At 56.9% G+C, this 15530-nt stretch carries 12 protein-coding genes and 1 pseudogene; 11 read left to right on the top strand and 2 right to left on the bottom strand.

Annotated features, from left to right (window positions below; genetic code table 11):
- Positions 1-137: pseudogene (gene purU, locus AF337_RS42235) on the top strand (formyltetrahydrofolate deformylase); the annotation flags it as partial.
- Between the two features lie 334 nt (positions 138-471).
- On the opposite strand, the gene gabD reads toward purU, so the two are convergent.
- Positions 472-1920, bottom strand: a complete 1449-nt coding sequence (gene gabD, locus AF337_RS15385) for an NADP-dependent succinate-semialdehyde dehydrogenase (RefSeq protein WP_049732718.1) — start codon at positions 1918-1920, stop codon at positions 472-474.
- Positions 1921-1953: 33 nt separating this feature from the next.
- Positions 1954-3006 carry a tartrate dehydrogenase gene (locus AF337_RS15380; RefSeq protein ID WP_049732717.1) on the bottom strand — a complete coding sequence of 351 codons (1053 nt, stop codon included), beginning with the start codon at positions 3004-3006 and terminating at the stop codon, positions 1954-1956.
- 422 nt (positions 3007-3428) lie between these two features.
- Here AF337_RS15380 and AF337_RS15375 point away from each other — a divergent pair, with 422 nt between their 5' ends.
- The 10 genes from AF337_RS15375 to AF337_RS15330 all read left to right on the top strand — a co-directional run bounded on the left by AF337_RS15375 (position 3429) and on the right by AF337_RS15330 (position 15388).
- Complete coding sequence (locus tag AF337_RS15375) at positions 3429-4331, top strand: LysR family transcriptional regulator (RefSeq protein ID WP_049732719.1); 903 nt, start codon at positions 3429-3431, stop codon at positions 4329-4331.
- A 146-nt stretch (positions 4332-4477) separates the two neighbouring features.
- Positions 4478-5929, top strand: coding sequence for a gamma-aminobutyraldehyde dehydrogenase (locus AF337_RS15370; protein WP_049732716.1), 1452 nt, complete (start codon positions 4478-4480; stop codon positions 5927-5929).
- 244 nt (positions 5930-6173) lie between these two features.
- A complete protein-coding gene (locus tag AF337_RS15365) occupies positions 6174-7235 on the top strand; it encodes a phosphotransferase (protein ID WP_049732715.1) in 1062 nt (353 codons plus the stop codon).
- Positions 7232-8578 (top strand): aspartate aminotransferase family protein, encoded by a 1347-nt coding sequence (locus AF337_RS15360; protein WP_049732714.1) that lies wholly within the window; start codon positions 7232-7234, stop codon positions 8576-8578. The genes AF337_RS15365 and AF337_RS15360 overlap by 4 nt, the downstream gene beginning before the upstream one ends.
- 56 nt (positions 8579-8634) lie before the next feature.
- On the top strand, positions 8635-9672 hold the full coding sequence (locus AF337_RS15355) for an ABC transporter ATP-binding protein (protein WP_049732713.1): 1038 nt from the start codon (positions 8635-8637) through the stop codon (positions 9670-9672).
- 88 nt (positions 9673-9760) lie between these two features.
- Positions 9761-11185 carry an ABC transporter substrate-binding protein gene (locus tag AF337_RS15350; RefSeq protein WP_244471264.1) on the top strand — a complete coding sequence of 475 codons (1425 nt, stop codon included), beginning with the start codon at positions 9761-9763 and terminating at the stop codon, positions 11183-11185.
- A gap of 59 nt (positions 11186-11244) precedes the next feature.
- Entirely contained in the window at positions 11245-12105 is an 861-nt protein-coding gene (locus tag AF337_RS15345) for a carbohydrate ABC transporter permease (RefSeq protein WP_049732711.1), read from the top strand.
- A complete protein-coding gene (locus AF337_RS15340) occupies positions 12102-13064 on the top strand; it encodes a carbohydrate ABC transporter permease (RefSeq protein ID WP_049732710.1) in 963 nt (320 codons plus the stop codon). Before AF337_RS15345 ends, AF337_RS15340 begins: the two co-directional genes overlap by 4 nt.
- Positions 13065-13114: 50 nt before the next feature.
- Positions 13115-13549, top strand: coding sequence for a hypothetical protein (locus tag AF337_RS15335; protein ID WP_049732709.1), 435 nt, complete (start codon positions 13115-13117; stop codon positions 13547-13549).
- A gap of 105 nt (positions 13550-13654) precedes the next feature.
- A complete protein-coding gene (locus tag AF337_RS15330) occupies positions 13655-15388 on the top strand; it encodes a phytoene desaturase family protein (RefSeq protein WP_049732708.1) in 1734 nt (577 codons plus the stop codon).
- The last annotated feature ends 142 nt before the right edge of the window (positions 15389-15530 follow it).

Genomic DNA, 15530 nt, shown 5'->3' with positions numbered 1-15530 from the left:
TCGGCCGCGACGTCGAAAGCCAGGTGCTGGCCCGCGCCATCCACGCCCATATCCACCACCGCACCTTCATCAACGGCAATAGAACCGTCGTCTTCCCGGCAAGCCCCGGCAGCTACGCCTCCGAACGCATGGGTTGAGCGCCGCCTTGGGACACATCAGCAACAACTGAGGCCAGCATCAAGTTATTCCTCACCGCCGGCCAGCGAGCTTAATGCAAAGCGTGTTTCGCCAGTTGCTCCGGCGCACTGCGGCTTTTCGCGCCAGCACGCCGGCGAGCCGATGACGTTTGGAAGTTTGGGCAAGCCTTTGAATAATGTAGTGTCAGCCAGCAACACGGCAGTAAGGACATGGCGGCGCAGTCCGACGGCCTAAAATCTGGATCTTGTTTCAGCCGCCCCGCTCGGCGCGGATCGCTGCCTCGCTTGAAGGGTTGAATACCACCACCTGCCAGCGAGGCCACCACCAAGATCATCAAACCGACAAACAGACATACTTAAGTTCGAGAAACTCCTCCATGCCATATCGTGAACCTTCCCGACCAAGGCCGGATGATTTCACACCACCAAAAGGTGCTTCCGCCGTCGAGATGAGACCTGTATTAACGCCAATCATGCCATACTCAAGCGCTTCAGCGACGCGAAATACACGCGAAAGATCCCGCGCATAAAAGTAGGAGGCTAGGCCAAATTCCGTGTAATTTGCTTGGCGAATGACATCGTCTTCATCAGTGAAGCGGAAAAGTGGCGCGACCGGCCCGAACGTCTCTTCGTGCGCAAGCTTCATGTCACTGGTTACATCTGCGAGCACTGTTGGTTGGAAGAAATTCCCGCCCTTCTGGTGCCGGGCACCACCCAGCACAACCCGCGCACCTTTCGCCCGAGCATCCGAGATATGTTCCTCGACCTTGTTAACGGCCGCACTGTCGATCAGCGGGCCGAGCGCCACCTCCGGCTCCATGCCGTTACCGACCCGCAGCTTCAATATCGCCTGGCAAAGCCGTTCTGCATAGGCCTCAAAAACTCCGTCCTGCACATAGATGCGGTTAGCGCAGACGCATGTTTGGCCATTGTTGCGGAATTTAGACACGATCGTACCCTCGACTGCTGCATCCAGGTCAGCATCATCGAATACGATGAAGGGCGCATTTCCCCCAAGCTCCAGCCCCATCTTTTTGATCGTCGAGGCGCTTTGGCGCATCAGTTCCGCGCCGATCTCAGTTGATCCGGTAAACGTCACCTTGCGGACGATTGGGTTCGACGTCATTTCGCCCCCAATCTCCCGTGCCGCGCCGGTTACAACGCTGAAAAGCTCTGGAGGAATACCCGCGCGCTGGGCAAGGACCGCGAGCGCAATCGCGGAGAACGGCGTCTGCGCTGCAGGTTTCAAAACGATTCCGCATCCTGCACCCAAGGCCGGCCCGGCCTTTCGGGTAATCATCGCGTTTGGGAAATTCCATGGCGTGATGGCCGCCACAACGCCAATCGGTTGCTTCATCACCAGGATGCGCTTGTCCGGCTGGTGCCCCGGAATGATGTCGCCATATACGCGACGAGTCTCTTCGGCGAACCACTCTACGAAACTAGCGCCGTAGACGATCTCACCCTTTGCCTCGGTCAAAGGTTTGCCCTGTTCGAGTGTAAGAATTTCGGCGAGATCGTCTTTGTTCTCAATCATGAGTTCGAACCAGCGCCGCAAGAGGCCAGAACGTTCTTTCGCCGTGCGGGCAGCCCATGCTGGCATCGCCAATTGTGCGGCTTCGATTGCTTTTCGCGTTTCGATCGCTCCAAGTTTCGGAACGCGGCCGAGAAGGCGGCCGTCAGCCGGATTGACCACGTCGACCGAAGGACCGTCGCCGACTTCGATCCATTGCCCGGCAACCGGGGCGGCTTGTCTGAACAGGGTCTTATCTTTGAGAGCCATGGCCTCTATCCTTTGCAGAAAGTGTCTGTGCGCCTAGCGCCCAATTTCAAGAAGAATTTCATCTGTAGTGCGACGAGTGCCGTAGCTGGAGCCTGATGACCCAGCACCAATTCCACGCGCGCAAACGCGGCCGACGGCATCTGAAATTTTGGTCGCGAGTTCCGTCTGGCCCAAGTGCTCGAACATCATTGCTGCCGACCATATAGCGGCGATCGGGTTTGCCACGTCCTTGCCTGCGATGTCCGGTGCTGAACCGTGGACCGGCTCGAACATGGACGGCGAGCGGCCGGTCGGGTCGATATTTGCAGACGCTGCAAATCCGAGTCCTCCCTGAATCGCCGCGCCGATATCGGACAAGATGTCGCCGAACAGGTTGGACGCAACAACGACATCCAATGTTTCCGGGAACATGACCATGCGGGCGGCAATTGCATCAACGTGATAGCTGCGGACCTCGACGTCCGGATACTCCGCGGAAAGCTGCCTTGTTACGTCGTCCCAAAACACCATCGAGTGGCGTTGCGCGTTGGACTTTGTTACCGAAGCAAGCTGCCTCCTGCGCTTTCGCGCCATTTCAAAGCCGTATCGGAGAATCCGCTCCACACCGTGACGGGTGAAAACGCTGGTCTCAACTGCGATCTCTTCCGCCGTACCACGGTGCACCCTGCCGCCAGCGCCAGAATACTCCCCTTCCGTATTTTCGCGGATGCAAAGGATATCGATATTCTCGGCACGAAGAGGTCCAGTCACGCCAGGAAGCAGCTTGTGCGGACGGACATTCGCATAGAGGTCGAACTCTTTCCTGATACGAAGTAGAAGCTCATGCAGAGAAATGTCGTCGGATACCTTCGCCGGCCATCCGATCGCTCCAAGCAAGATCGCATCAAAGGTTCGGAGCGTTTCGATCCCGTCCGCCGGCATCATCGCTCCAGTTTCAAGATAGTGATCGCAAGACCACGGAAATGTCGTTGCGGAAAGATTGACGTCGCAAGCTGCCGCAGCGGCAAGTGAAACTTCCCAGGCTGCCGCAGTCACCTCGACGCCCACGCCGTCTCCGGGGATGATTGCGATTTTGAGGTCCACCATACTCTCCGTCCGTGCTTCGAGGAATTTCGATTGAACCATGCAACGCCGGATGCATGGAATTCGGTTCGTTGTGCAGGCTTCTCAAGGTCTCATGCCGTCATTCGACCCGAAGAGTTTACCGGTAATTGGCTCGCTCCCGAGTCTGACATAGCGACCTGCCGGTTATCCGACATTCAATCTCCCGCTTAGCCAACCGATCCATCTCAGTTCCCAAGCGCGAGCCGGGCCCGATTGAAAGAAGTGGCCTCTCAAACGATGGCGTAGCGTGGGATGACGGCAATGAGTGTAAAATCGAACTCAGCGGGAGGAGAAGTATCTTTTGCCGTTGCCGAGATATCGATTATACCGATACGTTGTTCCGGCCGCGATTAGCGCAGAGATAAAGGCGCATGCAAAAGCGCTCTGACAAGTGGGAACAGCTTATGTATTTTACGCTAAGGCAGGTCCAGTATTTTGTGCTGACGGCAGAACTCGGCACCATATCTGGTGCCGCTACTGCTGCGCGAATCTCGCAGTCCGCGCTTACCGAAAGCATCCGGCAACTTGAAGAGCAGGTCGGAAGCGCGCTATTTTCCCGTCACGCCCGGGGGATCGCATTGACGTATGAGGGGCATCGGTTCCTGCGGCACGCCAAACTCATCATTTCCACGGTTAAAGATGCCGAGGACGCCTTCACAGCTAAAATAGACAACGTATCGGGAACCCTTCGCCTGGGCGTGACGAACCTGGTCGCCGGCTATTTTCTCTCCGACATTCTGGCTCGGTTCCGGCGCGTTTTTCCTGAAGTATCTGTAGAAGTGGTCGAGGACCAGCGAAGATATATTGAACATCTCCTCATCAGTGGCGAACTGCAGCTTGCGCTCATGGTTGTGTCCAATATCGAAGAGCAGTTCGCCCTATCGGTCGATTCACTCGTGCGATCGAGATTCAGAGTCTGGGTGTCGCCAAAGAATGGCCTCGCCGACAAGAGCCGTGTCAAATCATCCGATCTGCGCGATCAAAAGCTTATCTTGCTGGCAAATGATGACTTGCTGGAGTCAATCTCCGGTTGGCTGCAAGGCGAGGACCTTATGGATCGGGTCTTTCTCAGAACAACTTCGGTGGAGGCAGTCCGAAGCCTTGTCGGCACAGAGACAGGCGTGGCCATCATGCCCGACCTCGCCTTCCGCCCCTACACCCTCGAAGGCGACCGTCTTGAGGCTCGCCCGGTCGAAGGCCTCTCTATTACGTTGGACGTCGGCCTGGTGTGGCGGCAGGGGTCGCCGGATACCGACCAAGCCGAGATTTTCAAGACCGTCGCCCGTGACTACCATGCGAAACGGTAGCCGAGCGACATATCGATAAAACCGATACGTCATCGCAAGCATTTCGAATTTTCCCTTCCGGTTCTTCCGCGACACACTGTTGACGATTGGATTGCGGCACCACGGCGTGGTGTCTGCGGATCGCCCATCAGTCAGGGAGACATTTAATGGATATGGTTATCACTCCGGCGTTTTCGACGAAGCTGCTCATCAACGGCGAGCTTGTCGAGGGAACTGGCGGCGACGAGAAAATCTTGAACCCGGCTACAGGCTCGACTCTCGTTGCCGTCAAGGAAGCGAGCCGCGATCAGGTAAATGCCGCAGTGGCAGCTGCGCAATCCGCCTTCAAGACTTGGTCGCTGACCACGCCCCGGCAGCGCTCCGAACTTCTGTTCGAAGTCGTTGAGCACCTCAAGCAGAACATCGAAACTTACGCTCGCCTCGAATCCCTCAATTGCGGCAAGCCGTATCTGGGCATGCTGAATGGCGAAATGCCCGCCATCATAGATGCCATTCGTTTCTTCGCCGGCGCGTGCCGAGTGCTGAATGGCAGCGCTGCAGGTGAATACGTCGAAAATCATACGTCCATTATTCGCCGCGATCCGGTCGGCGTGGTGGGCTCAGTGGCTCCGTGGAACTTCCCGCTGATGATGGCCGCCTGGAAGGTCTTTGCACCGATTTCGGTCGGCAACACCGTTGTCGTAAAGCCGTCCGAACAGACTCCCCTCACGCTCCTTCGCCTTTGCGAATTCCTGGCAACTCTTTTGCCGAGAGGCGTCGTCAACGTCGTCACCGGTCGTGGAGAGTCCGTCGGATCCACGCTTGTTTCGCACCCCGGCGTCGCGATGGTCTCCCTGACAGGCGACGTCACGACAGGTCAGAAGGTGCTGCAATCTGCTGTGCCGACATTGAAGCGCACGCACCTTGAACTTGGAGGGAAAGCGCCGGTCATCATATTCAACGACGCCGATCTGGATGCCGCTGTCGAAACAATTCGGATGGCAGGCTTCGAAAATGCCGGCCAGGATTGTTGCGCGGCCTGCCTCGTCTACGTCCAGTCCGGTGTCTACGAAAAGCTTGTCGAGAAGCTAAACGCCGCAATCAAAAGCATCCGCAGCGGTGCGCCCGAGCACGAACAGACTGAACTCGGCCCACTCATCAGCCAGCGTCAGCGAGACCGCGTCGAGAGCTTCGTTCAGCGCGCGCGCACCTCGAAGCATATTGAAGTTCTGACCGGCGGCAAGCCGGCCTCGGGGGACGGCTTCTACTACGAGCCGACTCTCGTTGTCGGCGCAAATGTTCAGGACGAAATCGTCCGTCGCGAGGTCTTCGGGCCGGTCGTCGCGGTATCTCGTTTCGAAACCGCCGAAGAAGTTATCGATTGGTCGAACGAGAGCCATTACGGCTTGGCATCATCCGTGTGGTCGTCAAACGCCACCACAGCGCTCAAAGTGGCGGCTCGCCTGCGCTACGGTACGGTCTGGGTAAACCAGCACTTCACGCTCTTGAGTGAAATGCCACACGGTGGGCTGAGACATTCCGGCTACGGCAAAGACCAGTCCATTTACAGCCTCGAGGATTATACCTCGATCCGCCACGTAATGTTCAACTTCTCGTAGAGAAACAATCGGAGCCACGGCGATGGTTCAACATGAGTGGCAGGCGGCGACAATGACCATCACTCCGCTCAACGGGGCTGACGGGACTATGCAAACCGTCTCCCATGTCGGCTCAAGGTCGCCGTGGTCCCGGCCACAAGCAGGTGCGCAGGCAGTCCCGCGTGCAATTGTCGGAATGGGCTGGAGATCTTCGTCCAGTCACAAACCACTCCCGCCCCGTAGTAAGAGCGCAGAGGAGCCCACAATGTCTGAAGAAGACCTCCTCGAGAGGTTTGACGGAGGTGGAGATAGCCACTCTCAGGTCGAGACGCATGAAGTCGCGCGCACTCTCAAACAATATTGGGGGATCCGCGGAAGCCTCAGAAGCCTGGTAGCAGAGCGTGACGAGATCCTGGAGGTTACCACCGATGATAATCGCCGTTACGTCTTAAAGATCTACGGCGCGTCTGAATCGCCATCCTTGGCCGATTTGCGCGCTCGGGCTTGCGTTCACATTGCAGAAAGTGATCCCGCTCTGCCGGTGCCGGAAATTATCCGTACCGATGGCGCTCTGCAGGCGGTGGCGACGATGAAAGCCGGCGAGGATCGTGTGGTCCAGCTGATGACCTTTCTCGACGGCATACCGCAGGTTAGCACTCTCAAAAGCAGCCGGCAGGCATTCGAGATCGGGAAGGCACTTGCAAGAACGGCGAGGGCGCTTGCCCACTTCGAACACCCTGCCGATCGGAGAAACCTCGTCTGGGATCTCGCAAATGCGGCGAACGTCCGACCGCTCCTCCCAGCGATTAGCTCTGGCCGTTGGCAAATGCCTCATCGGATCTTGCAGCGTTTTGAGGATCGCACCCTCTCGATGCTGAGCGATCTTCCCTCGCAAGTGATCCATAACGACTTCAACGGACACAATCTTCTGATGGATCCGTCCGATCCAACAAGGATCACCGGCATCATCGACTTCGGCGATGTGACGAGAAGCCAGCGGATCAACGATGTCGCTATCGCGGCCTGCTATCAGTTGCGTTTTGATGAGTCCGGCCTTTCCGGAGCACTCGACGTGGCGCGAGGCTACAATTCCGTCACCACCTTGAATCCGCATGAGATCGCGATCCTCCCTGACCTCATTCTCACCAGACTCGCGATGGCGGTCGCCATTACGGAATTCCGTGCAACCCGTCTTCCAGAGCGTGCAAGCCAGATCCTGAAGAATACCGGCTACGCATGGCGCGCCCTTTCGCACCTAACGGACCTCGACAAAAACTGGGCAGTCGATCGGTTCTTCGCTGCCTGTGACAAGGAGACTTCCTCATGACCAAGCCGTTGATGATCAATGCGTTCGACCCCAATGCGGTCGACGGGCTAGACGCTGAGACGATGCAGCTGATCGAGCGGCGCAAGAAGGTCCTTGGACCATCCTACAAGCTCTTTTACGAAACGCCGGTCCACGCCGTTTCGGCCGAGGGGGTATGGATCACCGATGGCCGCGGACAGCGTTATCTGGATGTCTACAACAATGTGCCCTCTGTCGGCCACTGCCATCCTAGAGTGGTTGAGGCCGTCTCCCGGCAGATGGCCGTGCTTAACACCCATACGCGTTACCTGAACGATGTCGTCTTGAGTTACGCGGAAAAACTGCTGGGACATTTCCCGCCTGAACTCTCGAATGCCATGTTTACCTGCACGGGCAGCGAATCCTCCGATCTCGCCTTGCGCATCGCCAAAACCTACACCGGCGGGGTTGGCATTGTCGTGACCGAAAACGCCTATCACGGCATCACGGAGCAGATAGCGCGAATGTCTCCGTCTCTGGGCAGTGGCGTTCCGCTCTGGCCCCATGTCAGGACCGTGCCGGCGCCGGATGCATACCGCCTCGGACACGAGAACGTTGCCGAGACCTTTGCCACCTCCATCAAGGAAGCTTTCGAAGATCTGTCTCGCCACGGGTTCAAGCCAGCCGCGTTTGTGGCAGACATGATCTTCTCATCCGACGGCATCTTCGCCGATCCGGCGGGCTTCCTGAAACCTGCTCTCGACGCTGTGCATGCTGCAGGCGCCCTGTTCATTGCCGATGAAGTCCAGCCGGGATTCGGGCGGACAGGTCCGATGTGGGGATTTGCACGCCATGGGATCGTGCCCGACCTGGTCCTGATGGGTAAACCGATGGGTAACGGGCTGCCGATCGGCGGCGTGGTGGCTCGGCCTGAAGTTCTTGGCGAGTTTGCAACCACCGCCCGCTACTTCAATACATTTGGCGGAAACCCCGTCTGCTGCGCCGCCGCTCACGCCACGCTTTGCGTAATCGAGGACGAGGGACTTGCCGAGAATTCCGTGAAGGTCGGTAATTACCTGCAGCAGGGGCTTCGCGAACTCACGACCGGCCTGGCGGCGGCAGGAGATATCCGTGGTGCGGGTCTTTTTGTGGGGCTGGACTTTATCAAGGATCCCGAGACCAAGGAGCCGGACGGCGATCTCGGCCTGTTCGTTGTAAACGCGCTGCGCGACAGGAACATCCTGATCAGTGCAAGCGGCATCGAGGGCAACGTTTTGAAGATCCGCCCGCCTCTGCCGTTCTCGACCGAACATGCTGACATCTTCCTGGAGGCATTTCAGGACGTCATTCGCAGCACCGAATTTCGGCGGAACGCAGCGGCCTAACAATCGGGCGCCTTTCAAAAGGCGCTCACCGTTCAACAGATACTTGAGGGCATGACATGAGCTTCGTTCAAATCAGCAACGTCACAAAGTCCTTCGGCCATTACGCCGCTGTGAAGGGAATCAGTCTCGACGTGGCCGACGGCGAGTTTCTTGTTTTGCTGGGCCCATCGGGTTGTGGCAAATCGACATTGATGCGGATGATTGCCGGCATCGAAACCGTTACGACTGGAGCCATTAGAATTGATGGCAAGGATGTCACGGACCTGTCACCAAAGGACAGAAACGTCGCAATGGTTTTCCAAACCTATGCGCTTTATCCGCATCTCACCGTTCGTGCCAACATCGAGTTTCCATTGCGAAAGATGAAACTCGACCGCAAGCGGATCGAGGAGCGCACACTTTGGGCCGCTCGCATGTTCAGGATCGAGCAGCATCTTGACCGCAAACCGAAGCAACTTTCGGGAGGCGAGCGTCAGCGCGTTGCCTTGGCACGAGCCCTGGTGCGCAGTCCGTCCGTGTTCATGATGGATGAACCGCTGTCCAACCTCGATGCGAAGCTACGGGCAACCGCCCGGCAGGAAATTCAGCAATTCCAGGCGGAAACGAAGGCAACGACGATCTACGTGACACATGACCAGGTCGAAGCCATGTCGCTCGGGCATCGGATCGCGGTCCTGTCGGACGGCATGGTGCGCCAAGTGGGCACGCCGGATGAAATCTATAATCGTCCGGCCGATACATTCGTCGCAACTTTTGTCGGCTCACCCGCCATGAACATCGTTCCGCGCGGCAATGTCCTTGAAGGCTTTCGTCCTGAACAGCTTCTTCATCCTGGGCTGGTTGGCGAAAAGGTCGCGACCAGGGAAGTCAATATCATTGTCCGGCGGGTAGAGAAACTCGGCTCCACTCAACTCGTCTACGGCACGCTGGATGGGGCCGATAACGTGCAAATCGTGGCCGACGTGCCCGCCATGGCGGGCGGCAAGTTCGTGATCGGGGAGCTGCAGGCATTTCGGGTGCCACTTCGAGAAATTCATTCGTTCGACAAGTCGACCGGAAAACGCCTGGAGTCGAGTGCTGCCGCCGCAGCCTGACCAACCGGGGAACGGTCATTAGGAACGGTACCTCATTCGCGCGACTGGGGCGCGGCTTATGGTGGTGTTGGGCACGCATTCGGTCCCCGTGGACAGCATCACGTCTAGAAGCGAAAGACGGATCGATCACTCAGAATCGAAAAACGATAGGGGAATAATCATGACAGATACACCTCGTTTCACAGTTCCGCATATATCGCGTCGGTTTCTTCTGCAATCGAGCGCGATCGCGCTCGGTGCCGCCGCGTTGCCGTCAGGCTTGCTGGCACAGGGCAAGACGGTCGTCACTCATTCGAACTGGCGTTCGACCGAAATGCCGGATATTTTCCTGAAGGTTTTCGATGATTATCGCAAAGCCAATCCGGATGTCGATCTCCAGGTCGAAGAGATCGGCTTTATCGAATACATCAAGAAAATGGAGCTTTCGGGCCAAGCTGGTGCGTTGCCGGACACGTTCGAACTCTGGGTACCCACACAGCTTGCTCGCTTTGTCGAGGAAGGCTGGATCGCTCCGCTCGACGAATTGATCGATGCAGACAAAGCGGCCGGCAACGATATCCTTGGCGCCTACGAGCCGTGGGCAGACAAGGGCTACAAGGGTTCGACCTACGTCCTTCCCTCGCTCGGCCTCACCAACGTTCTTCTCTGGAACAGGACGGCATTCAAGGCAGCCGGCCTTCCGGACCGCGCTCCCGAGACCATCGACGAGATGCTCGAATTCGCAAAGAAACTGAACAAGCCACCGGAAATGTATGGCCTCGGTCTCGATGGTAACGGCCCTGAGCTTTGGCTTGCTCTCGCCTGGATGTTCTACGCGAATGAAACCCGCATCGGCCGTGTCGGCGGAGACTTTCAGATCAACAAGCCAAAAGCGGTCGAAACTGTTCAGTTCATCGTGGATCTTGTGAACAAGCACGGCGTCGTGCCGTCATTCACGACAACCGACTTCGAGAAGCTGAGGAGTTCGTTTGCAGCCGGGCGTGTCGCCATGATGCCGGACTGGAATGGTGTCCCGGCGGTGATCGAGGGGTTGAAGCCAACGTTCGAATGGGCCATTTCGCCGCTGCCCAAGGGCAAGACTACCGGGGCGATGCTGATGGGCGGTGACAGCACCTATGCTATCAGCGCCAACTCGAAAAACAAGAAAGCCGCCTGGGAGTTTATCAAGGTGCTCGCAGGCCATGACACCCAGCAGGCGATCGCTGACAAGTGGCCTTTCCTTATCACCCGGAAGGAAATCTGGGACGAGGTCCAGAAGGGCACCTTAGGCACATCCGACTCGCTGAAGGTCGCCTTGGAGCAGTCGCAGCGCCCCAACGCCTACGATACCTACAGCGAGATGCCGCCACAGCTGTTGCAGGCAGTGGACATTTTCCGAACCGAACTTCATGGCGTCGTTGCCAACCAGCAGACCGCTCAGGAGGGAATGGACAAGGTGGCCGCGCAATGGGCCGACCTTTACCAGCAATGGGACGAGAGCTACGGCGAACTCGGAGACCGCTACACCCGATAGCCAAGCGCGAAGGCAGTGTGCGGCCAATGGGCCGCGCACCAATCTGAAAGGAGTGCGCCATGACCTTCGATAGCCTTGCACCGCGGGAAAGAGCTTCCGCCGTCCGCCGCCTGATACGTGGCAACTATCACACCTACATCATACTGGGGCTTTTGCTCGGTGTAATGCTGCTGCCGATCGCCTACATGATCATCATCGCGATCACGCCGGCAGATCTGCTCTTCAAGCAGATTATTCCCGAGCGAGTGACCTTTCAGAACCTCCTGAAGGTGTTCTCGACCGAGGAACTGGTATTGCCGTTCCGAAACTCTGTCGGGATCTCCGCTCTCACGGCGTTTTTCACGATCGTTTTGGCGGCGCCGGCTGCATATGGCATGTCACGTTATCGAGTGGGACTATCGGGAACCCTTATCGTCCTGCTGTTATTCACCCAGGTCATCCCGGTTGAGATTCTGGTCCTGAGTTACTTCCCGTTCCTAAAATCCAGCGGTCTTATTGACACCTGGACCGGGCTGATTTTCCTAGACACCACGCTGACCGTGCCGTTCTGCACCCTTATCTTGAAATCAATGTTCGACGGGGTACCCGAAGACATCGAGCAGGCAGCCCGAATTGACGGATGCACGTCTCTGGAATGCTTTTTCCGGATCACGCTTCCGCTTAGTTGGGGTGGCATTCTGGCAGCGTTCATCTTCGCGTTCTTGATGGCGTGGCAGGAATTCCTCTACGGGCTGACATTCACCGCCTCGCTTGATGCGCGCCCAATTACAGTCGCACTCAATCTCCTGATTGGTCACTACACGATCAGCTGGGAAGTGCTGATGGCTGCAAGCTTCCTGTCGGCATTTCCCCTGCTTGTCGTTTTTGCACTGTTCCAAGGTGTCTTCATCAAGGGGATGGTTGCGGGAGGTGTGAAATGATCATCGAACAACAGTCTCAAGCAACTCTGGTTCCCGTCAGTGCGAACCGCGTGAAGCTCGCAAGGACCTACCGGCGAGAGTGGGCTTTCTTTGTCGGTCCCACATTCCTGTTTCTGATTATAACCGGCATATTTCCGCTGGTGGCGAGCATCTACACGGGTTTCTTTCAGACGCGACGCGGGGAGCAGCATTTCGTCGGCTTTACCCACTACAAATGGGCGCTGCACGATGACGTGTTCTGGACCTCGACGCTCAATAGCTTCATCTTTACCGGTGGCACGGTCATAGGGCATTTGTTGATCGGCTTGACCTTTGCGCTTCTATTGAACTCAGCAAAAAGCATGCAGTCCTTTTGGCGGGGGCTGCAGTTCATTCCCTGGCTATTCCCCCCCGCGGCTGTGTCAATCCTTTGGATCCTGATCTATCAGGATCAATTCGGGCTCTTGAATTCCCTGTTTCGCGACATCGGCCTCGCCAGCTGGGCATTTGACTGGCTTGGGCAACCGTCTTCGGCACTGGCGGCTGTGACGATCGCCAGTATTTGGAATTGGTATCCCTTCCTGACGCTGATCTTGTTGGCTGCTCTGCAGAACGTACCCGACGATCTCTATGAGGCGATGGACGTCGACGGAGGGAGCGCTTGGGACAAATTCCGACTTGTCACACTTCCCCATCTCGCTCCGGTGATGCTGACGGCCTGCTTGCTCGACTTCTTCTGGACGTTCCGGTTCTTCGACATGACGTGGATCATGACGAAGGGCGGTCCCGGGCGGTCTTCGGAGGTGCTTGCGACCTATCTCTACAAGCTGGCATTCCAGGAATATCGCTTCGATCGAGCTGCAGCTGTTGGTGGCCTCATTCTTCTGATGATGGCTGTTCTCACGGGGCTTTACCTGGTCGCTTACCGATATGTCGAAAATCTGTCGGGGCGCCAAAGAGCCGCGCCGCACGCGAGCTAGGTGAACGCCTCCCACTCGCAAGACATTCAAATTGTGAAAGGAAACATCAAATGCGCATGAAAACGATGCTGATCGTTTTTTCTGGAAAAGGAGAGCAGATTGGCCATGCACAAGGATTCGTCTCGTCAGCGGCCGACGGCGTTATCGCAACGTCCGATATGGCAGGTATCGGTCAAGACGGCCAGCTCTCAAATCCCTGCGGGAAGGCGCGCTTCGAGACCGTAGTGATGGCAAGAAATGGCCGAACCGTAGAGGCTGGCCGGGTCTTTTTCCCCGAGATCGACAGCTACCTTGACGTGTTTACTCCAGAAACGGGCATGGTGCTCCCGGCGGACGAGGGAAAGGAGATCGGCTCGATCACCTGGCACATCAAGGAAGGCGGCGGCGAGTTCGAAGGCGCGACCGGCGTCGTAACCGGTAATTTTATAGGTTACCCGGACGGCACTTTCGTCGACCACCAAGTCTACCGTGTACTTTTGCCTTGAAAGCAGGGAGCCGGCCTCACCTTGATCAAAGTGCCTGCGCGGCAGTGACCAAGAAATGGATGAATCTGATCGGCTTGAGTGCCTTTATGGAAGGAACCGCTTGATATGAATACCGGATCCGTAACTGGGGTGAAGACGGACGCCATCGTGATTGGCGCAGGTCACAATGGGCTTGTTTGTGCAAATTATCTCGCAAGAGAAGGTCTCCGCGTCCTTGTTGTCGAGGCGCGCGACGTGATTGGCGGCGCCTGCGTCAGCGAGGAACTCGTCCCCGGCGGGACGTTCTCTTCCTGCTCCTACATCCAAATGATGCTGCGACGCGAAGTCGTCGAGGACCTGGAATTGAAGAAATTCGGTCTGGTCTCGGTCGCACCCGAGATGCTGGAGATGGGTCTCTGGGAAGATGGCGACCATGTGATGCTTTGGCGCGATATCGATCGCACGCTGAAGTCGATCGAAAAGCACAACACTCGCGACGGCGCAAATTTCATGCGCTTTGGAACCAGACTCAGGCGTTTTGGCGAGTTAACCGGCGCGCTTTTGATGAGTGATCCGCCTTCTGTCGAGGAACTTCGCGAGGTTTTCGAGCAGGCCGGCGAAACTGAACTGTTCAACGAGTTCGTCCTAATTTCTGCAGAGGATTTGCTTTCGCGATATTTCGAAAGCGACCGTCTTCGCGGCTTTATGATGTTCATGGGGATGGTTTCGACCTGGGGCGGCCCACGAACACCCGGGACGGCCTATGTCTACGGCTACCACGCTCAGGGCGAGTTCGAAGGCAATTATGGTCAGTACGGCCTTCCGCAAGGTGGAATGGGCATGATTTCGAATGCGCTTGCCAAGGGGCTTGAAGCGCATGGCGGTTCCGTCAGAACCGGCTCCCCCGTTCGCAAGGTAATCGTTCGAGAAGGCAAGGCAGCTGGTGTGGAACTGATGTCTGGCGAATTGATCGAGGCAGATCTGATCATTTCCAACGCAGATCCCAAGCGCTCGCTGGAAGGCTTTCTTGATGCAGGCGTTTTGTCTCCCCCGATTGAAAAGAAGGCATCGGAGATCGACGTTCGTGGCTCGATGGCCCGTATTCATCTTCTCGTCGACACGTTGCCCGATTATGTGGGTTTCGCGCCAGGCAAGACGGGACCGCAACACCAGGGTCTCGTCATCATGGGAGCGAGCCCAGCCCTTTACGAAAAGGCCTGGGAGGCACAAAAAAGGGGCAGCTTCCCGGACGATTTCGTGATCGAAGCACTGATACCTTCCGTTACACATCCCGGCTTGGTCGAAACGCCCGGACATCACACGATATCGCTCGGCGTGCAGCAATTGCCATTTGATCTCGCAGAGGGCAACTGGGATAGTCGGAAAGACGAATGGGCCGACAAGGTTCTCGAGGTCTACTTCCGTTACGCGCCCAATCTTCGCGGCAGAATTCTTGGGCGTCATATCATCACGCCGCGCGATCTTGAGCAGGTCTACAATATCACCGGCGGCAACATATTCCATTCCTCGATGGTCGGCACCGAGAATAACTTTGACAAACGTCCGATCGAGGAAGCCGCACACTATCGCACGCCGGTGGAAGGATATTATCTCTGTGGTTCGGGCAGTCATCCTGGCGGCGGCGTCTCTGGTGCACCGGGACATAATGCTGCAAAACGCATCATAGCTGACAGCCAGGGGCGCTACGACGAGCGCCTTATCCGCGAGGATGCCGTCATGCGCAGCTCGACATTGGCAAATCTGGTGATGAGCACGAGCGTTGGTCGCAAGTTCGGTTATTCGGTTGCCCGAAGTTCGATTTTTCGAAAACTAACGGAGCGTATGAACAAGACGAAATAGCCGAAAAGCAAGTCAAACGATCAGGGCTTGATAATGCATTCCGATGAGGCTGGAAGGCTATTTCAATCAGAGATCAGATAGTCTCATTCTAGAGCAGGTCCTGCGATCGATGAATCGAATGTGAGGTGACGTAGCGAGCCGC

Origin of the sequence: Rhizobium ecuadorense, from assembly GCF_001187535.1 — a bacterium.
Lineage (GTDB): Bacteria > Pseudomonadota > Alphaproteobacteria > Rhizobiales > Rhizobiaceae > Rhizobium > Rhizobium ecuadorense.
Note: the sequence above shows the minus strand (reverse complement) of the source record. Positions and strands in the feature narration are given on the sequence as shown.

What these genes read in the sequence shown, in the direction of transcription:
- gabD (WP_049732718.1), bottom strand. Translation starts at nt 1,920, where the DNA reads ATGGCTCTCAAAGATAAGACCCTGTTCAGACAAGCCGCCCCGGTTGCC.
- AF337_RS15380 (WP_049732717.1), bottom strand. Translation starts at nt 3,006, where the DNA reads ATGGTGGACCTCAAAATCGCAATCATCCCCGGAGACGGCGTGGGCGTC.
- AF337_RS15375 (WP_049732719.1), top strand. Translation starts at nt 3,429, where the DNA reads ATGTATTTTACGCTAAGGCAGGTCCAGTATTTTGTGCTGACGGCAGAA.
- AF337_RS15370 (WP_049732716.1), top strand. Translation starts at nt 4,478, where the DNA reads ATGGATATGGTTATCACTCCGGCGTTTTCGACGAAGCTGCTCATCAAC.
- AF337_RS15365 (WP_049732715.1), top strand. Translation starts at nt 6,174, where the DNA reads ATGTCTGAAGAAGACCTCCTCGAGAGGTTTGACGGAGGTGGAGATAGC.
- AF337_RS15360 (WP_049732714.1), top strand. Translation starts at nt 7,232, where the DNA reads ATGACCAAGCCGTTGATGATCAATGCGTTCGACCCCAATGCGGTCGAC.
- AF337_RS15355 (WP_049732713.1), top strand. Translation starts at nt 8,635, where the DNA reads ATGAGCTTCGTTCAAATCAGCAACGTCACAAAGTCCTTCGGCCATTAC.
- AF337_RS15345 (WP_049732711.1), top strand. Translation starts at nt 11,245, where the DNA reads ATGACCTTCGATAGCCTTGCACCGCGGGAAAGAGCTTCCGCCGTCCGC.
- AF337_RS15340 (WP_049732710.1), top strand. Translation starts at nt 12,102, where the DNA reads ATGATCATCGAACAACAGTCTCAAGCAACTCTGGTTCCCGTCAGTGCG.
- AF337_RS15335 (WP_049732709.1), top strand. Translation starts at nt 13,115, where the DNA reads ATGCGCATGAAAACGATGCTGATCGTTTTTTCTGGAAAAGGAGAGCAG.
- AF337_RS15330 (WP_049732708.1), top strand. Translation starts at nt 13,655, where the DNA reads ATGAATACCGGATCCGTAACTGGGGTGAAGACGGACGCCATCGTGATT.